Origin of the sequence: Pedobacter sp. GR22-6 (genome assembly GCF_037402555.1) — a bacterium.
In the GTDB taxonomy this organism is placed as follows: Bacteria; Bacteroidota; Bacteroidia; order Sphingobacteriales; family Sphingobacteriaceae; genus Pedobacter.
On sequence record NZ_JBBEUC010000002.1, the window covers coordinates 664482 to 681500 of the forward strand.

General features: G+C 43.5%; 17 protein-coding genes. 7 read left to right on the plus strand and 10 right to left on the minus strand.

The window, feature by feature from the left end; translation table 11 throughout:
* Positions 1-7 precede the first annotated feature (7 nt).
* The 4 genes from WAE59_RS10335 to pfkA all read right to left on the minus strand — a co-directional run bounded on the left by WAE59_RS10335 (position 8) and on the right by pfkA (position 3803).
* On the minus strand, positions 8-814 hold the full coding sequence (locus WAE59_RS10335) for a hypothetical protein (RefSeq protein WP_337855879.1): 807 nt from the start codon (positions 812-814) through the stop codon (positions 8-10).
* Positions 815-967: 153 nt separating this feature from the next.
* Positions 968-1966 (minus strand): type I glyceraldehyde-3-phosphate dehydrogenase, encoded by a 999-nt coding sequence (gap, locus tag WAE59_RS10340; RefSeq protein WP_337855880.1) that lies wholly within the window; start codon positions 1964-1966, stop codon positions 968-970.
* A 4-nt stretch (positions 1967-1970) separates the two neighbouring features.
* Complete coding sequence (locus WAE59_RS10345) at positions 1971-2813, minus strand: hypothetical protein (protein WP_337855881.1); 843 nt, start codon at positions 2811-2813, stop codon at positions 1971-1973.
* 3 nt (positions 2814-2816) lie between these two features.
* Positions 2817-3803 (minus strand): 6-phosphofructokinase, encoded by a 987-nt coding sequence (pfkA, locus tag WAE59_RS10350; RefSeq protein ID WP_337855882.1) that lies wholly within the window; start codon positions 3801-3803, stop codon positions 2817-2819.
* A 117-nt stretch (positions 3804-3920) separates the two neighbouring features.
* On the opposite strand from pfkA, the gene WAE59_RS10355 reads away from it, so the two are divergent.
* Positions 3921-4610 carry an NUDIX hydrolase gene (locus WAE59_RS10355; protein WP_337855883.1) on the plus strand — a complete coding sequence of 230 codons (690 nt, stop codon included), beginning with the start codon at positions 3921-3923 and terminating at the stop codon, positions 4608-4610.
* A 74-nt stretch (positions 4611-4684) separates the two neighbouring features.
* Here WAE59_RS10355 and WAE59_RS10360 read toward each other — a convergent pair whose 3' ends face one another.
* Entirely contained in the window at positions 4685-5545 is an 861-nt protein-coding gene (locus WAE59_RS10360; RefSeq protein ID WP_337855884.1) for an N-acetylglucosamine kinase, read from the minus strand.
* Positions 5546-5856: 311 nt separating this feature from the next.
* Here WAE59_RS10360 and WAE59_RS10365 point away from each other — a divergent pair, with 311 nt between their 5' ends.
* Genes WAE59_RS10365 through WAE59_RS10375 form a run of 3 tightly spaced genes read left to right on the plus strand, consistent with a single transcriptional unit; the run spans position 5857 to position 8952 of the window.
* Positions 5857-6882, plus strand: a complete 1026-nt coding sequence (locus WAE59_RS10365; RefSeq protein WP_337855885.1) for a threonine aldolase family protein — start codon at positions 5857-5859, stop codon at positions 6880-6882.
* Entirely contained in the window at positions 6875-8365 is a 1491-nt protein-coding gene (gene accC / locus WAE59_RS10370; RefSeq protein ID WP_337855886.1) for an acetyl-CoA carboxylase biotin carboxylase subunit, read from the plus strand. Before WAE59_RS10365 ends, accC begins: the two co-directional genes overlap by 8 nt.
* 2 nt (positions 8366-8367) lie before the next feature.
* Positions 8368-8952 carry a riboflavin synthase gene (locus WAE59_RS10375; protein WP_337855887.1) on the plus strand — a complete coding sequence of 195 codons (585 nt, stop codon included), beginning with the start codon at positions 8368-8370 and terminating at the stop codon, positions 8950-8952.
* Here the strand turns inward: WAE59_RS10375 and WAE59_RS10380 are convergent, their stop codons facing one another.
* Entirely contained in the window at positions 8953-9996 is a 1044-nt protein-coding gene (locus tag WAE59_RS10380; protein ID WP_337855888.1) for a tetratricopeptide repeat protein, read from the minus strand.
* 141 nt (positions 9997-10137) lie between these two features.
* Here WAE59_RS10380 and WAE59_RS10385 point away from each other — a divergent pair, with 141 nt between their 5' ends.
* Positions 10138-10437: a hypothetical protein gene (locus WAE59_RS10385; protein WP_337855889.1), complete on the plus strand. Its 300-nt coding sequence runs from the start codon at positions 10138-10140 to the stop codon at positions 10435-10437.
* A gap of 49 nt (positions 10438-10486) precedes the next feature.
* On the opposite strand, the gene WAE59_RS10390 is transcribed toward WAE59_RS10385, so the two are convergent.
* The gene (locus WAE59_RS10390; RefSeq protein WP_337855890.1) at positions 10487-12247 is read right to left on the minus strand and encodes a sensor histidine kinase; all 1761 of its coding nucleotides are present in this window, start codon (positions 12245-12247) and stop codon (positions 10487-10489) included.
* A 105-nt stretch (positions 12248-12352) separates the two neighbouring features.
* Here WAE59_RS10390 and WAE59_RS10395 point away from each other — a divergent pair, with 105 nt between their 5' ends.
* On the plus strand, positions 12353-12940 hold the full coding sequence (locus tag WAE59_RS10395; RefSeq protein WP_337855891.1) for a porin family protein: 588 nt from the start codon (positions 12353-12355) through the stop codon (positions 12938-12940).
* Between the two features lie 114 nt (positions 12941-13054).
* Positions 13055-13336 (plus strand): hypothetical protein, encoded by a 282-nt coding sequence (locus WAE59_RS10400; RefSeq protein WP_337855892.1) that lies wholly within the window; start codon positions 13055-13057, stop codon positions 13334-13336.
* On the opposite strand, the gene WAE59_RS10405 is transcribed toward WAE59_RS10400, so the two are convergent.
* The 3 genes from WAE59_RS10405 to WAE59_RS10415 all read right to left on the minus strand — a co-directional run bounded on the left by WAE59_RS10405 (position 13333) and on the right by WAE59_RS10415 (position 16745).
* Positions 13333-14253, minus strand: a complete 921-nt coding sequence (locus tag WAE59_RS10405; protein ID WP_337855893.1) for a YihY/virulence factor BrkB family protein — start codon at positions 14251-14253, stop codon at positions 13333-13335. The two genes, WAE59_RS10400 and WAE59_RS10405, sit on opposite strands and share 4 nt — an antisense overlap.
* Positions 14254-14416: 163 nt before the next feature.
* The gene (gene hppD, locus WAE59_RS10410; protein WP_337855894.1) at positions 14417-15547 is read right to left on the minus strand and encodes a 4-hydroxyphenylpyruvate dioxygenase; all 1131 of its coding nucleotides are present in this window, start codon (positions 15545-15547) and stop codon (positions 14417-14419) included.
* 31 nt (positions 15548-15578) lie between these two features.
* The gene (locus tag WAE59_RS10415) at positions 15579-16745 is read right to left on the minus strand and encodes a homogentisate 1,2-dioxygenase (RefSeq protein WP_337855895.1); all 1167 of its coding nucleotides are present in this window, start codon (positions 16743-16745) and stop codon (positions 15579-15581) included.
* Between the last annotated feature and the right edge of the window lie 274 nt (positions 16746-17019).

Consider the following 17019-nt stretch of genomic DNA (forward strand, 5'->3'; position numbering starts at 1 on the left):
TTAAAGCTTATTTGAATTCGCTGATGTCAACGATTCGGTCATCGTTGCCTGGCTTCAGGAACTGAACGCCTTTTTTGTCTTTGTCCCAGCGGAACTTGGTCTGAATGTGCGTATAGACGCCTTCCAGATCTGCCTTGATGCCAAGTGGAACCGTGTAAGTATCGTTGGTGATGTAATTTACCTGATAAAGGTCAGATGAAGGCATTAAAAATACCAGTGTTTGTTTATCTGGTGACTTGACGATGAATTGTCCTTTGATGCGCTCATTTTCATCAGGTCTTTTGATGAAGTATAATTTTGCATTTACGTTGGTGATGAAAAAATCATGGTTGATGACATAGCCATCTCTTCCAATGCGGCTTAAGCCCATCAATTTATCATCCTGGCTTCCTTTGGAGGCGCGATATAGACTTACGATGTCTACTTTTCCGTCTTTAAAAGCAATCAGATAAAAAGGGGCGGTGAGGCCTGAACTATCTTTTACCTGGGCAAGGAGACAAGTTTTCTGTGTATTGACAAAGGTGAAATCTTTGAAATCGATTACACCTGAAGCTGCATCTGAGGGGTTGGTCTGAATTTTTATGGTCGTGTCACCTCTTTTGATCTGGTACCAGATTTTAGGATCTTCAGGTGTGCCGGCACGCTTATCGTCGCTGATTTGTACTACTTTAAAAGCACTGTCTAATTCAGGTTGTGGGTCATTGAACTTTTCATTCGCTGAAATGGTTCTTGGCAGATAAGTTTTTGTGTTGAGAGTGCTCTGGCAGCTGGCGAAAACAGCTGAAATTGCGAGTGCGCAAAATAATTTTTTCATTGGTTATGTAATTTTTATTGGTATTTGGCTCTACAGAGCAGTTTTGTTTCGACAAAAGTAAGCTTTGAGATCGAATATCCAAGAAAAAAGAAAGGGATGCCGCATCCACGCGCATCCCTTTTCTAACCAAATATAAACCTGTATGAACGGGTTTTACTTTAAGTTTCCGTAGTATTCTACGAATTTAGCTAATGCATTAGAATAGCCCCATTCGTTATCGTACCAAGAAACTACCTTAACAAAGTTGTCATTCAGTGAAATACCAGCTTTTGCATCAAAAATTGATGCGTGATCGTCGCCGATGAAATCAGAAGAAACCACTTCGTCTTCAGTATATGCCAATACGCCTTTCAACTCACCTTCAGAGGCAGCTTTCATGGCTTTTTTAACGTCTTCATATGTAGCAGGTTTTTCCAAACGTACAGTAAGATCGACAACAGAAACGTCGGCTACAGGAACGCGGAAAGACATACCAGTTAATTTTCCTTTCAATTCAGGAAGTACCAAACCTACTGCTTTAGCAGCACCGGTTGATGAAGGGATGATATTAGAGAAACCACCACGTCCACCTCTCCAGTCTTTAGCAGAAGGACCATCAACAGTTTTTTGAGTTGCAGTTACTGCGTGAATAGTACTCATCAAACCTTCTACGATACCGAAGTTATCGTTCAATACTTTAGCAATTGGTGCTAAACAGTTTGTAGTACATGATGCATTCGAAACAATAGTTTGGTCTGCAGTTAATTTCTGGTGGTTTACACCCATTACATAAGTAGGGGTATCATCTTTTGCCGGAGCAGAGAATACTACTCTTTTTGCACCTGCTGTGATGTGTTTTTGACCATCTGCCTGAGTTAAGAAAAGACCGGTAGATTCGATTACAGTTTCTACACCTACTTCATCCCATTTCAAGTTAGCCGGATCTCTCTCAGCAGTGATGCGGATTGTTTTTCCATTAACTACAAGGTTTCCGTTTTCTACCTCGATGGTACCGTCGAAACGACCATGTGTAGAATCATATCTCAACATATAAGCCATGTAATCCGGCTCTACAAGATCATTGATTGCAACGATATCTAATCCTCTTTTTAATGCGGCTCTGAAAACCAATCTGCCGATACGGCCAAAGCCGTTTATTCCAATTTTGCTCATCTTATTAATTTGAATAGTAGTTTAGTAAATTGTATATGGGTTCTTTAGTAATTGATATAATCTGTAAGTTGTTGTCACGCGCAACTTGTCTGAGTTCATCCTGGAAACTTCCCGCAACAAGACCCACGAAATGGATTTCTTTTCCCGGATGTTTCTCCTGTGTAGGGAGCAGATAGGTTTTGATATACCTGTCAAAAGCCGAATTCACGGTGTCTTTCACGTATTTATGTTCCCTGTTTTCCAGGAAAAAATCAAAGAAAGAACTTAGGAACTGCTGCGCCATGGGTTTTTTGTACACACGTTCCAGGATCTGAGGCCTGTCCAGGTTATATTTTGCCTCGAACTGCTTTTGCAGGTCTGCAGGCAATTTGTGCTGGATGAAGTTTTTCAGTACGATCTTTCCCAGGTAATTGGATGAACCTTCGTCTCCAAGGATATAGCCGAGACCGAAATTATTTTGTTCTGGATTTTTACCATCGAAATAAGCGCAATGTGCACCACTTCCCAGGATGCCCACGATACCAGGACTATTGTAGCAGGCTGAAATCGCAGCGCCGCTGATGTCGTCTTTTACAGTAATCTTGCTATACTTAAAGAACATTCCCAAAGTTTCAGCCAGTTCATTTCTCCTTTCGGGAGAAGATGCTCCTGCTGCGAAAACAAAGATCTTTTTGATGCTTTCCGCATGATTGATCAGGATCACTTTTTTGTTGAGTGCCTGAAGGATTGATTTTTGGTCGTTAAAGCATGGATTGATACCCGGCATGGTACATTCGGCAATAGTCTTGCCGTCTCTGGCTATTTTCCAGAATGCCGTTTTCGATCCGCTATAAACTACTGCAATCATACGTTATATAGATAATACTTTTGTCATCTCCAATAAGTCGCTCTCCAACTTGAACGAGTGTTTGGTCAGGGCTTCTTCAATGTCTGTAGTGACGATATCGTTACCCCTTAATCCTACCATTTGCATGGTATTTCCTCTCAAAAGTTCATTTACAGCTGCAAATCCCAACCTGCTTGCCAGTATCCTGTCGAAGCTGCTTGGACTGCCCCCGCGCTGAAGGTGGCCTAAGATAGTTACTTTTGTATCATAATGGTTAAAACGCTCTTTAACTTTTTTTGCGATGTCGTAGGCGCCGCCTTGTTTGTGTCCCTCAGAAACAATTACGATACTGGATGATTTCTTAGTAGAAGCACCTGCTTCCAATTGAGTGATCAGTTCGTCCAGGCTGGTTTCCTTTTCCGGCAACAATACGGCTTCTGCTCCGCTGGAGATTGCACTTCTCAATGCAATACACCCGGAATCGCGTCCCATTACTTCAATAAAAAATAAGCGGTCATGTGAGTCTGCGGTGTCCCTGATCTTGTCGATGGCTTCGATGACCGTATTGATGGCCGTATCATAACCCAAAGTAAAGTCAGAACCGTACAAATCATTGTCGATGGTTCCCGGTACACCCATTACACGTACGCCATACTTTTTTCCAAAGCGTTGCGCACCAGTAAATGTTCCGTCGCCACCAATGACCACAAGGCCGTCAATACCTCTCGATTGTAAATTCTGAAAGGCAATTTCTTGTCCTTCCTCTGTCTTGAACTCAAGACAACGTGCTGTTTTTAGAACTGTACCACCCAGGTGAATGATGTTGCTTACAGATCTTGCATCCATCGGATTAATGTTGTTATTAATTAATCCCTGATATCCTTGCAAAACTCCAAACATATTTATACCATTGTAAATACCGGTACGTACTACTGCTCTGATGCAGGCATTCATTCCGGGAGCATCTCCGCCTGATGTTAATACAGCTATATTTTTGATATTTGGTTTCATGATTTATTTATACGAATATAAGGTGTATTATTTACACTAAGTAATTTATTTTTTATTTTTCTATGTTATTAGGAAACAAGTATATTTATTTGCTTTAATATTTATAAAATTAATATTTTGAAAGAAGTCTTACCAAAGTTTAATTCCACTTTCTCGATTGATTGTGTGGTGTTCGGTTTCGATGAGGGAGAATTGAAAATTCTTCTGATCGAAAGGAACGAGGAACCTTTTAAGGATTGGTGGGCCCTGCCTGGTAATATCGTTGAAGAAAACGAAAGTCTGGATCAATCGGCTTCCAGGATCCTGAATGAACTCACGGGTCTGACCAATATTTACATGGAACAATATTACACCTTTGGTGATGTGAACAGGCACCCTCAGGGAAGGGTCGTGAGTATTGCGTATTATGCGCTGCTGAGGTTGGGCGGAGATAAAGCACTCAAACCGCTAAGCACCTATGCTAAACAAGCCCATTGGATCAATGTGAAGGAATTGCCTAAACTGGCATTTGACCATCAGCAGATCTTTGAAAAAGGTCTGGAAAAAATCAAAAGGCGGATCAAGCACCAGCCGATCGCGTTTGAATTGTTGCCGGAGAAGTTTACACTTACCCAGCTTCAGAATGTCTATGAGGTCATCCTGAGCAAGAAACTGGACAAAAGAAATTTCAGGAAGAAAATGCTGAGCTTTGGCGTGCTGAAAGACCTGGAAGAAAAGCAACAGGGGGTATCCTTTAGGGCTGCAACGTTGTATAAGTTCGACAGACGGAAATATGCCAAACTGTTTGGCAAGGAGATTTCTTTTTAAATCCCGGATCTGCCCATTCAAAAAAAATCCCCGGAGCTTTTTGCTCCGGGGATTTTTTTATTAGGTATACCTCCTTATGCTTTTTTTGCGGTATGCAGGTGGTATTCTACCAGGTCATCTATAGGTGAGCGGATGATTTTTCCGATACCCATTTCGTACCTGTCGGCCACTACACTCAGGATGTCCCTGAAGCTGTATCCTACAGATCCTACGCAGTTTAATTTGTAATCTTTGTAGTTTGGATAATGCACCACCAGGTTTTCGAAAAATGCTGTAAATGCATACTCTACAGTCGCGAATGTATAATCTTCGTAGTTGTCTTTGAAGTCGTACAGAAACTTACTGAAACCGGCGCAGAAACGGTTAGGCAATGGTTTATTGTAAATGTGATCGAAAATATCTTCGTTGGTCAGTGCGAAGTTATCGTAAAAGCTTTCTCTCAATCCTTTAGGCATATAACCTTTCATGTAGTCAGATAGAATGCGTTTACCGATGAAACATCCGCTTCCTTCGTCTCCCAGGAAATAGCCCAGAGAGTCAATGTTCAGGGTAATGTCGTTTCCGTCGTACAGGCAGCTATTGGTACCAGTACCCAGAATTGCTGCGAAGCCAGGTTCGTCACCCAACAATGCACGGCATGAAGCCAGTAAATCGTGTCCGATATTGATTTCGGCATTAGGGAATACCTGTTTCATTGCGTCAGCTACTACTTTGCGTTTAGCATCTGTAGAACAGCCTGCGCCATAATAGTTTACTTCTGTTAGTTTTTCGGTCTCCAGGAAATCCGGAAGGGATTTGTTCAGAGATTCAATAATGTATTCTGTGCTCGAGAAATAAGGGTTGTATCCTTCTGTGTTAAACAGAATTTTTCTGCCAGCTTCATTAATTAAACACCAATTGGTTTTGGTTGAACCACCATCTGCAATAACTATCATCTTAATTTGTTTTTTTCGGGATAAAAGTAAATAATCCTAACTCTTTTGTATGGTTTCTTTTCATAAATTTTAATTTTCTATTTTGGTTGATTTTCGATTTTCTGCCTTTATTACTTCAAAAACAGTGTTTTTTAAGGTTTTGCTCGTGATTTTTAGGTTACCATATTGTTAAAAAAACACTAAGCTAAAATACGCTTGTTATTTTAAAATCCAAATTTTAAAATACGAGCTTTTGAAAGCTATCGATTATATTCGCAACAACGATGTTTTTAAGCGAAAAAATAATGCTTTTGGCTCCTTAAAATTGATACATGAAAATTGACTTAAGAAGTGATACCCTAACAAAACCCACAGCCGGCATGCTAGATGCCATGATGTCTGCGCGGGTTGGCGATGATGTTTTTGGGGAAGATGAAACAGTAAATGAGCTGCAGCGTAAACTGGCTGCCATGCTGGGCATGGAAGCAGGATTGTTCTGTCCTTCCGGAACCATGACCAATCAGCTCGCTATCAAGTGTTTTACTCAGCCGATGGACGAGGTGATCTGTGATCAGACTGCGCATGTATACCGTTACGAAGGTGGTGGTATTGCCTTTCACTCTGGTGCATCGGTCCGGCTTTTGCATGCAGAAAGGGGAATCCTGAGCCCGGAACTGATCGAGCCTGAAATCAATGAAGAGAACATCCATTACCCGAACACCAGTCTCGTTGTGCTCGAAAATACAGTCAATAAAGGCGGTGGAGCCTGTTATCGTTTGCCGCAAATAGAACCCATTCATACTTTGTGTAACATTAAAGGGATAAAACTTCATCTGGACGGAGCAAGGCTTTTTAATGCACTTGTGGCTACAGGCGACCAGGCGAAGCACTATGGGAAATACTTTGATGGCATCTCGATCTGCTTGTCTAAAGGACTTGGGGCTCCCGTGGGTTCTGTATTGCTGGGCTCAAAGGAGATGATCAGGAAAGCAACAAAGATCAGAAAAGCTTTTGGCGGTGGAATGCGGCAGGCAGGTTTCCTCGCGGCAGCGGGGATATATGCGCTGGATCATCATATCGGCCGTCTGGCCACAGATCATCAGCATGCAGCTGCACTGGCTATGGCTTTGTCGGAACAAAACTACGTGGCTTCCATATTGCCGGTAGAAACAAATATTGTGATTTTCAAAGTTGTGGAAGGTCTGAAGCCAGCAGCATTTGTTCAGCAATTTGCCGATAAAGGGATTCTTTGCAGCATGATGGGACCGGATGCGATCCGCATGGTTACTCACCTGGATCTGTCGGCGGAAATGATCGACAGAACGATAGAAACGATTAAATCATTCCAGTATGAATAAGATATTGATTGCCAATCGTGGTGAAATTGCGCTGCGTATTATGCGCTCGGCGCGTGAAATGGGTATCAAAACCGTTGCGGTGTATTCCGAGGCCGACCGAGATGCCCTGCATGTGCGGTATGCCGATGAAGCAGTCTGTATCGGTCCGGCGGCATCCAGTCAGTCTTACCTTGTGGGCGAAAAGATCATTGAAGCCTGTAAACTGACCGGGGCGGAAGCGATCCATCCAGGCTACGGGTTTTTATCGGAGAATGCAGCATTTGCCAGATTGGTAAGAGATGCCGGCTTGATTTTAATTGGACCCAGCCCTGAGGCGATGGAAATCATGGGCAATAAACTTTCGGCCAAGGCTGCTGCGCTGAAATACAACATTCCGATGGTACCGGGTACGGAAGAAGCCATTACCGATCTGCCGGAAGCCAAACTGCGTGCGGTAGAAGTTGGATTTCCCATCTTGATCAAGGCTGCTGCGGGAGGTGGGGGCAAAGGGATGCGGATCGTCGACAAAGCAGAGGATTTTGAAGAACAGATGCAATTGGCTGTAAGTGAAGCTAAATCTGCCTTTGGTGATGGCTCTGTATTTATAGAGCGATACGTTTCTTCCCCACGTCATATTGAAATCCAGGTACTCGGCGATACGCATGGCAATATTGTTCACCTGTTTGAAAGGGAATGCTCCATTCAGCGCCGTCACCAGAAGGTGATTGAAGAAGCGCCCTCCAGTGTGCTTACAGAAGAGATCAGGCTGCGTATGGGAGCCTGTGCTGTGGATGTTGCCCGTGCTGTAGATTACACGGGGGCAGGTACTGTAGAATTTATCCTGGATGAAAACCTGGATTTCTTTTTCCTGGAGATGAACACCCGTCTGCAGGTGGAGCATCCGGTTACTGAGCTGATTACCGGCTTGGACCTGGTGAAGGAACAGATCAGGATTGCCAGGGGAGAAGCCTTGTCCTATGGGCAATCGGATCTGGAGATCAGGGGACATGCCATTGAGCTGAGGGTATACGCCGAAGATCCGGAAAATAATTTCCTGCCTGATATTGGCCTGTTGCAAACCTACAGGACACCGAAAGGTAATGGCGTAAGGGTAGATGATGGTTTTGAACAGGGTATGGAAATTCCCATTTACTATGACCCGATGATCGCTAAACTGATCACCTACGGCGGCGACCGGGCAGAAGCTATTGAACGGATGATCCGTGCCATAGATGAATATGACATTACCGGTATAAAAACTACTTTAAACTTTGGGAAATTTGTGATGCAGCATCCTGCCTTCAGGACGGGTAGCTTTGATACGCATTTTGTCGGAAACTTTTTTAGTTCGGACAGTCTGAAGGCGGAGGCAGAGGATGAAGCGATGCTCGCCGCAATATTTGCAGTGCAGTCGTTTAAGAAGAAGACTGTGGCGAAAACAGCAAGCGCAACCACGCCGGCCTCAGGTGTGTGGAGAAAAAATAGAATTAAGTTTAACTCGTAAATATGTTTACAGGCATTATAGAAACATTGGGTGAAGTAACCCGGATCAGTAAAGAAGGCAGCAACCGTCATTATACGATACAATCGGCCATTAGTCATGAACTGAAGATCGACCAAAGTGTGGCACACAACGGGGTATGCCTTACTGTGGTGGCCCTGGATGCCGAAAGCCATACCGTGACTGCTATAGATGAAACCCTGCAAAAGACCAATCTGGCTTCGCTTTTTGAAGGCAGTAAGGTGAACCTGGAGCGTTGTATGCAGATGAATGGCCGACTGGACGGTCACATTGTACAAGGCCATGTGGATCAGACTGCAGTATGCGTGAAGCGTGCCGAGCTGGATGGCAGCTGGGAGTACAGGTTCAGATACGATGCTTCTGCAGGAAATGTCACCGTGGAGAAGGGCTCGGTTTGCGTTAACGGGATCAGCCTGACGGTGGTTGGATCTGCGGACGATGAGTTTTCAGTCTTCATCATTCCATATACCTTTGAACACACCAATTTGCAGGAAGTGCAGGAAGGTGATCATGTGAATATCGAATTCGACATCATCGGTAAATACGTGGCCCGTCTTACGCGCAGATAATTATTTTTTCAGTTCCTCGATCTTTCTTTTGATGAAGATGATCTGTCTGCCCTGGGTTTTTTCATTGAGTGTGCCCAGGTATTGTTCATAATAGCTGGCTGCATTCTTTTTATCATTGAGCTTGGTCTCGTAAAGCAGGGCGATATTGTAATACAGGGTTCCATTGTTTTCAAACTGAAGCCCTTTCTTATAAGCTGCATTGGCCTCTTCATTCTTTCCGCTCATTTCATAAGAATCACCCAGTTGTCCGTAATAAGTGGCCGTCCTGGTAGATACACTGGCTTTTATAGCAGCCTGGAGGGCGCCGATCGCATTCTTGTAGTCTTTTAAGCCCCTGTAGGTTGCTGCGATCTGCTGGAAGAGGATTTCTTTGTCCAGGGTATCTCTAATGTCCAGGAAATTTTTCAGTGCATTTTTGTAGTCGAGTATCATGAAATAAGATTTTCCCAGATTGTTGAGTACCACTGTAGCACTATCGCCAGCCGCCAGCAGTTGATTTCCTGTGGCGATCACTTCTTTGTAACGCTTCGCCGCAACACCTATAGGCATTTTCATTTCCAAAAGGCGCAGGTTGGCGGTATCTGCCTTTAATGCGGGCTCCAATAGTTTTTCTGCCGTCGCGAAAGCGTTCGATTTGAAATAGAGCTGACACAATTCTACAACCACATCAGCATCTCCAGGGTTCAGTTGATTGGCTTTTTTCAGCAGCTCCATATTGGGAATTCCTGCCCTGCTTTTGGCTAAAAGCGCGAGTTGTTTATGGGCAATGAAATTGCTGCTGTCTTTATTGAGCACTGAAAGGTAATAACTGCGTGCCTGTCTTTGGTTACCCCGTCTGCTGCTGATTTCGGCAAGCTGCAGCATCAGATCTACATTGCCGGAATCGGCGGCATAAAGTTTTGCGTATTGTTGTTCTGCTTCAATCAATTTACCTGTACGCAGGTTCTCATAGGCCAGTTTTGGTAAGTCACCCTGCGTCGCATTCTGAGCAAAACCAAACTGGAACGGGCTGAACAACAGGAAAAATAAAAGCAACTTCTTCATAAAATAGCAAGGCTGAATAAACAATTGAATTACGAGTATAAGGCTAATAATCCAGATAACAAATCTTAAATCAAACATATTGGCAGGGTAATTGGTTCATTAAAATAGAAAACAGAATATTAATCTAAATTCAGTAAGCATATGGATACGTTAAAAAAGTTCGAATTGATGCAGAAGATCGTAAGGGAATTGGAAGACCTTCAACATAGCCAGCAAGCCATCATCCAGAAGATCGGAAAGATCGAAGTGGACAATATAGAATTGGGTGATAAAAAGTTAGAAAAGGACCTTCCGGACATGCACCAAAGGGTAGCAGACAACCTGGATACCATTGTAAGCATTCTTGATTATTTTGCGGAGAAAACCCAGAATTTTGGGAATAAGAATAATGTAGACGCGCTAAAAGAACAACAAGCGATCAACGAAGTTACAGGCAATTGATCCTGAAATGTCAGAACTCAGGTCGCCTTATGTAAATAAGGTGGCTTTTTTATGCAACGGGTATGTCGATGTAAAAACTGGAGCCTTTTCCAGGTTCACTCTCGACCCTCATTTTACCCCCATTTTTTTCGATGAATTCTTTACAGACAACCAGGCCTAGTCCTGTTCCCTTTTCGTTCATGGTACCGCGACTGGAATAGTTTTCCCCGCTAAAAAGTTTGTCCAGGACTTCCTTCGAGATCCCGATACCCGTGTCCCGTATGTGCAACTGCATGAAATTATCTTTTGTAAATACGGAACTGAGTTGGATTACTGAATTTTCATGACAAAACTTAATCGCGTTGCTCAATAAATTTCGGATGACAATCTGGATCATCAGGACATCTGCATAGACCTGTGCCCCTGGAAAAACATCCTGTATGATCTCTATCTTTTTTGCAGTGGCGGCGGCAGCATGATAGCTCACTTCGTTGACCACCACGGCTTTCAGGTCAAAGAATTCTTTTCGGATGCCATATCCTTCCAGCTGACTTCTGGACCAGTGGAGTATATTTTCCAGTAGATCGGTGGTATAGATGATGTCTTTATTGAGGGTAGGAGAGAGCAATTTGAACTCTTCTGCCGACATCTCATTGTTGTTGATCATCTTCAGCACCTCGGAAAGGTTGACCAATGGCCCCCTCAGGTCATGAGAAATGATGGAAAAAATCCGGTCTTTCAATTGGTTGAGCTTTTGGAGTTCTATGGCCTGCAGACGAATTTTTAACGCTTCCTCCTTCATAGGGGTGAGGTCCCGGAACTTGATGATGATGACATCGTGTCCCGTCTGGTGCTCGTTGAGGTAGCGGACATCAGCCTCTACATCCAGTGACTCCTGGCCTTTTGTCAAATTGAGTTCCAGTATTCCCGATTGGCGGTGCTCCAGAAAATCAAAAAGAACTGTTTGACCCGGCAATACTTCAGAAATGAAGCTCCCTGCGATTTGCTGCCGTGCAAAATCCTCCAGGTACTTTCCGAAAACCTTATTGTAATCGATGATCCGCTTCTTATGATCCAGGATCACAAAGCCGTCTTCTACCAGTTCCAGCACACGTTCACGCGCCACCGGTACGATGTCAAACAGCTTAAAGCGGTAGATGCCTGCTGTTATGAGCAGCACAGATGCCGTAAAAGCAAAGGGTGTGAGGTCCAGGTTTCCGAATGGCCGGATGCCGATCATGTACAGTATGTTGGCAAATAGCGGAATGCTCAATGCAATTACGATGCTGTAGTGCTGATTTTTATATAGAGGATCTGATTTTCGGAACTTGGTAAGCAGTAAGTAACAACCATAAGCAAGCACACCATAAAAATAGAAAGTAAAGATCCAATAACCGGGGCCCATGTTTAAGTTCAAAAGCGTAATTTTTTCGCCGTGTTCCATGGAGAAATTACTGAAATAAAAATGGTGCAGCGGATTGGTCCAAACCAGCAACAATACGATTGTTGAAAAGGAAGCAAGCAGTGCAAAACTGGCCCTGCTTTTCTTCAGGAGTTCAACTCCGGTGAGCCTTGTGCAAAACAATATCCAGTGAAGGGGCATATATGCAATGCCGATATACTCTATATTGTTGAAGATGACCGCATCCTTTAGTTGCGTACAGGCCAGTTCAAAGCCATAACCGATCGACCATATGGAGTTGGAGAACATCATGAATCCAAAAAAACGGACAGCACCGCTTTCTTTTTTATAGATGTAACAAGATAAAATGATGGTAATTAAACCGAAGAAGATTAAAAAGAGAGAATAAATATTAAAATTTAAATCCAATGCTCGGGTTGCGTGTTATTATTATAAAACTACGTAATTTAGTTTTGAATTAAAAATATACTTAGTTTTACATAGATAATTTAATATCACACTAATCATTGTATTATGAAAAAAATCATTTTGTCGGCATTATTCATTTGCTTTAATCTTGCTGCTTTCAGCCAGGTATTGCCAAGTTTTCAGTTCGGTCTGAAAGGAGGAACCAACTTGTCTAAATTAAGCAAAGAGAATACTCTGAGCAGCGACAACAGGGCTGGATACTATGCCGGACTATGGGCACGCATTGGTGCCGCAGGAATCCATTTGCAGCCTGAACTATACCTGAGTGGTAAAAACACCACCCTGAAGAATGACGCCGGGCAGGAAAATGATGTGAAGTTCACCAGTCTGGATGTGCCTGTATTGGTGGGTACCAAAATAGGTGCTGCAGGGATAGGTGTTCGTCTGAACACAGGTCCGGTAGTTTCTTTTATCCTGAGCGATGACCAGTCTTTTTCAGATGCTGCAGGTAACGTATTTAACGGAAATTTTAAGGGGCAGAATATCGCATGGCAGTTCGGTGCAGGTCTGGATATCTCCAAATTGGGTATCGACCTCAGATACGAACAGGGATTATCTAAAATAGGCAAAGACAACTATGATGGACAAAAATTGAGTTTGTTTACACTTGGTCTGGCTTACCGTCTGTTCTAGCAGAAAAGCGAGTTATCCACATTTTTGATAAAAGGGTAAACATTAAGTGTTTACCCTTTCTTTTTGGCCTTAATATTGATATCCAATTCTTCCCTAACCCTAAACTATACAGGTATGAATATCAAAGAACTATTGCTAAACGGACAAAGCTTCTCAGAGCTGCTGAAACAGTTCTCTATCGCTGCTGATGATGTAAAAATTCAGGACGAAGATGTGATATTGACTGAACAGAATTTTGAACACAAAGAGATCGTCAAGGAAAGTATTTGTATTGAAGGTAAGAATAACGAAGGGATCGTCAATTTCTTCGGAACCTTACATTACAACCTGCTGAATAAACTGGCAGTCTTTGAGATGCAGGGCTTCGAAAAAATAAACACTGCGCAGGCCTGCTAAACATCTTTCATTACTTCTTTAATTTCATAGTTATATGCTCCTTTAATGGGACGTATAGGCATGTCTTTGTCTTCACTCAACACTTTTACATAGCAGGCACCGAAATAAAAGATGAAGGATGAATAAAATACAAAGAGCATGATCAGCACAATGGAACCCGATGTTCCGTATACGTTGCCGATCCCGCTCATCGGAAGAAGAATGCGCAGGATGTATTTACCGACGGTGAACAAAACCGCTGTGAGCAGACCGCCCCTCATGGCCAGCATCCAGCTCGGGCGACCATTGGTAAGGTATCTGAATAATACAGTAAACCAGGCCATCACGATTACTACAAAGAGCAACTGATTGAGGATGGACAGAAAGAATTTACCGAAAGTTGGTGATGCGGTATTGATATAGCCGCCTATAAAAGCCTGTATCGCATCTGTCACGAAACCTAATAAAAACAAAATGCCCGCCAGCAGGATGATTACCATCGATCTGGCCCGGAGTTTCATCGTAAACATAATACCTACATGATCTTTTTTTCCGATGGACCAGATCTGGTCCATGGAGTTCTTAATCACATTGAAGAGTGTAGTGGCCACAAACAGGAAAAACACAAAACTGATCAGGGTAGCATACCATTGATGATCGATCCCCCGGATGTTCCTCAGGGTCTGCCTGATCTGACCGGTACTGTCATCGTCCAGGATATTTCCCAGCCTTTCGAAAAGCCGGGTAGCCAGAATTCTACGGTCCATAAAGAACCCAAATAGTCGAATGAGGATCAATAGAATAGGAGGCAAGGCAAAATTGGCAAAAAAGGCAGTAGCGCCAGCAAGACGAAGGGGATCATTTTTCTGAAATAGCCCGAAAGCCATTCTGAAACGCATAAAAAAGAGAGTTATTCTGCTGATGATCTTGATTTCCATTCCACGATAGCTGACCTTAAAGTCCGAAATTAATTATTTTTTTTAAAAGAGGGGCAATAAAAAAGGGTGACCGCTGTTTCAGTTCACCCTTTAATGTCGCTGCGCGACGTATTGTATAATGTAAATACCCCTAATCAAACCCCTTTGAAAGGGTAGTCTACAATTATAAGTTTCCTCTCAGTTCCTGTTCGCGTTCTAAAGATTCAAACAAGGCCTTGAAATTTCCTGCACCAAAGGATTGTGCCCCTTTGCGCTGGATGATCTCAAAGAATAAGGTCGGACGGTCTTCTACCGGCTTGGTGAAAATCTGGAGTAAATAGCCTTCTTCATCGCAGTCGACCAAAATGCCCAGTTCTTTCAGTTGCGCCACCTCTTCGTCAATCTCGCCTACACGCTCCGGCATCATGTTGTAGTAGGCTTCTGGAGGTGCGCTTAGAAACTCTACTCCCCTGGCTTTTAAGGCTTTTACGGTGTGAAGGATATCTTTGGTGGCTACCGCAATGTGCTGCACACCCTCGCCTTCATAGAATTCCAGGTATTCTTCAATCTGCGATTTCTTTTTACCTTCTGCAGGTTGGTTGATCGGGAATTTCGAAAAGCCATTTCCATTACTCATCACCTTGCTCATCAGCGCCGAATATTCGGTGTTGATCTGTTTGTCATCAAAAGACAGGATGTTCACAAAACCCATCACATCTTCATACCATTTTACAGTATCGTTCATGCGGTTCCATCCCACATTACCTACGCAATGGTCGATGTACAGCAATCCGGTTTCTTCCGGGTTATAATCGCTTTTCATGTCCTGATAACCTGGCAGGAAAGATCCGTTATAGTTCTTGCGTTCTATGAACATGTGAACCGTTTCTCCATAAGTATAAATGCCGGACATGCGTACTTCGCCATGCTCATCTGTAAGGGTTACTGGTTCCTGGTAGGGCACCGCACCACGTTTGGTCGTTTCTTCAAAGGCGCTGTAGGCATCGTCTACCCATAGGGCCAATACTTTCACACCATCGCCGTGTTTTTTTACATGTTCTGCAACCAGGCTGTCAGATTTCAGACCTGTAGTAAGTACGAGTCTGATTTTGCCTTGCTGCAATACATAGGAAGCACGGTCACGTACACCCGTTTCCGGTCCGGCGTAAGCCACAGACTGAAAGCCGAAAGCTGTTTTATAATAATGCGCAGCCTGCTTGGCATTCCCGACATAGAACTCAATGTAGTCTGTTCCATTGATGGGAAGGAAATCCTGGGCCTTAGCTATTTTCTCTGCAAATGTTTGTGTTGACATTTCAATTTATTTTATGAATAATAAGTTCTTTTTACTCGATGTTCTCCTGCCAGCTTTTGTGGTAGTTCTCATCTTCTATGGCAATGGCATCTTCGGTCAGCATGAGCGGACGGAAGGGGTCGATCATTACGGCCAGTTCTTCAGTACTTTCCTTTCCGATGGATTTCTCTACAGTACCTGGATGCGGTCCATGTGGGATACCTCCCGGGTGTAATGTAATCTGACCCTTGACCACACTCTTGCGGCTCATGAAATCGCCATCTACGTAGTACAGCACTTCGTCGCTGTCTACATTACTATGGTTGTAAGGCGCGGGTATAGACAAAGGATGGTAATCGTATTTCCGGGGTACGAAGGAACAGATCACAAAATTGTGGCCTTCGAAAGTTTGATGTACCGGGGGTGGCTGATGGAGCCTGCCTGTGATCGGTTCAAAATCATGGATGGAAAATGCCCATGGATAATGGAAGCCGTCCCAGCCCACAAAATCGAAGGGGTGGGTGGCATATATATAAGGATACATGATGCCCTGCTTTTTGATCAGCACCTTGAAGTCTCCATATTCATCGAAGGTCTCCAGGTTCTGCGGCCTTCTGATATCGCGCTCACAATAGGGCGCATGTTCTTCCAGTTGTCCGAAAGCGTTCCTGTAACGCTTGGGCGTCCGGATCGGACTGAAACTTTCGGTGATGAACAGGCGGTTGTCTTCATTGTCAAATTCCATTTGGTAAATGGTACCGCGCGGGATCACCAGGTAATCGCCATAAGCAAATTTGATCTTGCCAAATCCGGTCTTGAGTGTACCGCTGCCCTGGTGGATGAAGATTACTTCGTCAGCCTGACTGTTCTTGTAGAAATAGTCGGTCATGGACTTACGTGGTGCAGCGAGTGAGATGTGCAGGTCATTGTTGACCAGTACAGCTTTACGGCTCTGCAGGTAATCATCCTCCGGCTTGATGTTGAATCCGATGAGGCTCGTGTGTCGCAGGTGTTTCTCACGGGCGATCTTCGGCTCAACGGAATAGGGCTCGCCCAGGGATTTAACAATAGTTGGGGGGTGACAGTGATAGACCAGCGAGTATAGGCTGGAAAATCCTTCTGTAGAAACCAGCTCTTCCGCATACAGTTTACCATCCGGTTTACGAAAAACCGTATGTCTTTTAGCAGGTATAGTTCCTAACGTATGGTAAATTGGCATAGCTAAGGTTATATATGGTTAAAATGATATAAATAATAACGATTAAAACGTACAAAACGTTTTAAAGAAGCGAATCAGGAAAAGAAAGGCTTATATGGAGTATTGGGCAAAGATGAGTTTGGAAAGCATGGCATACCTGAAAGAGGCGAGGGCCTGCCTCGCAATTTGGTTCTGGTATATGAAACTGCTATGTGTCATCTTATTTGCTGGGGCTAAAGTAAATAGAATATCTAACATTAGCCAAACTATGGATCAAATATTCTGCTCAGAATTT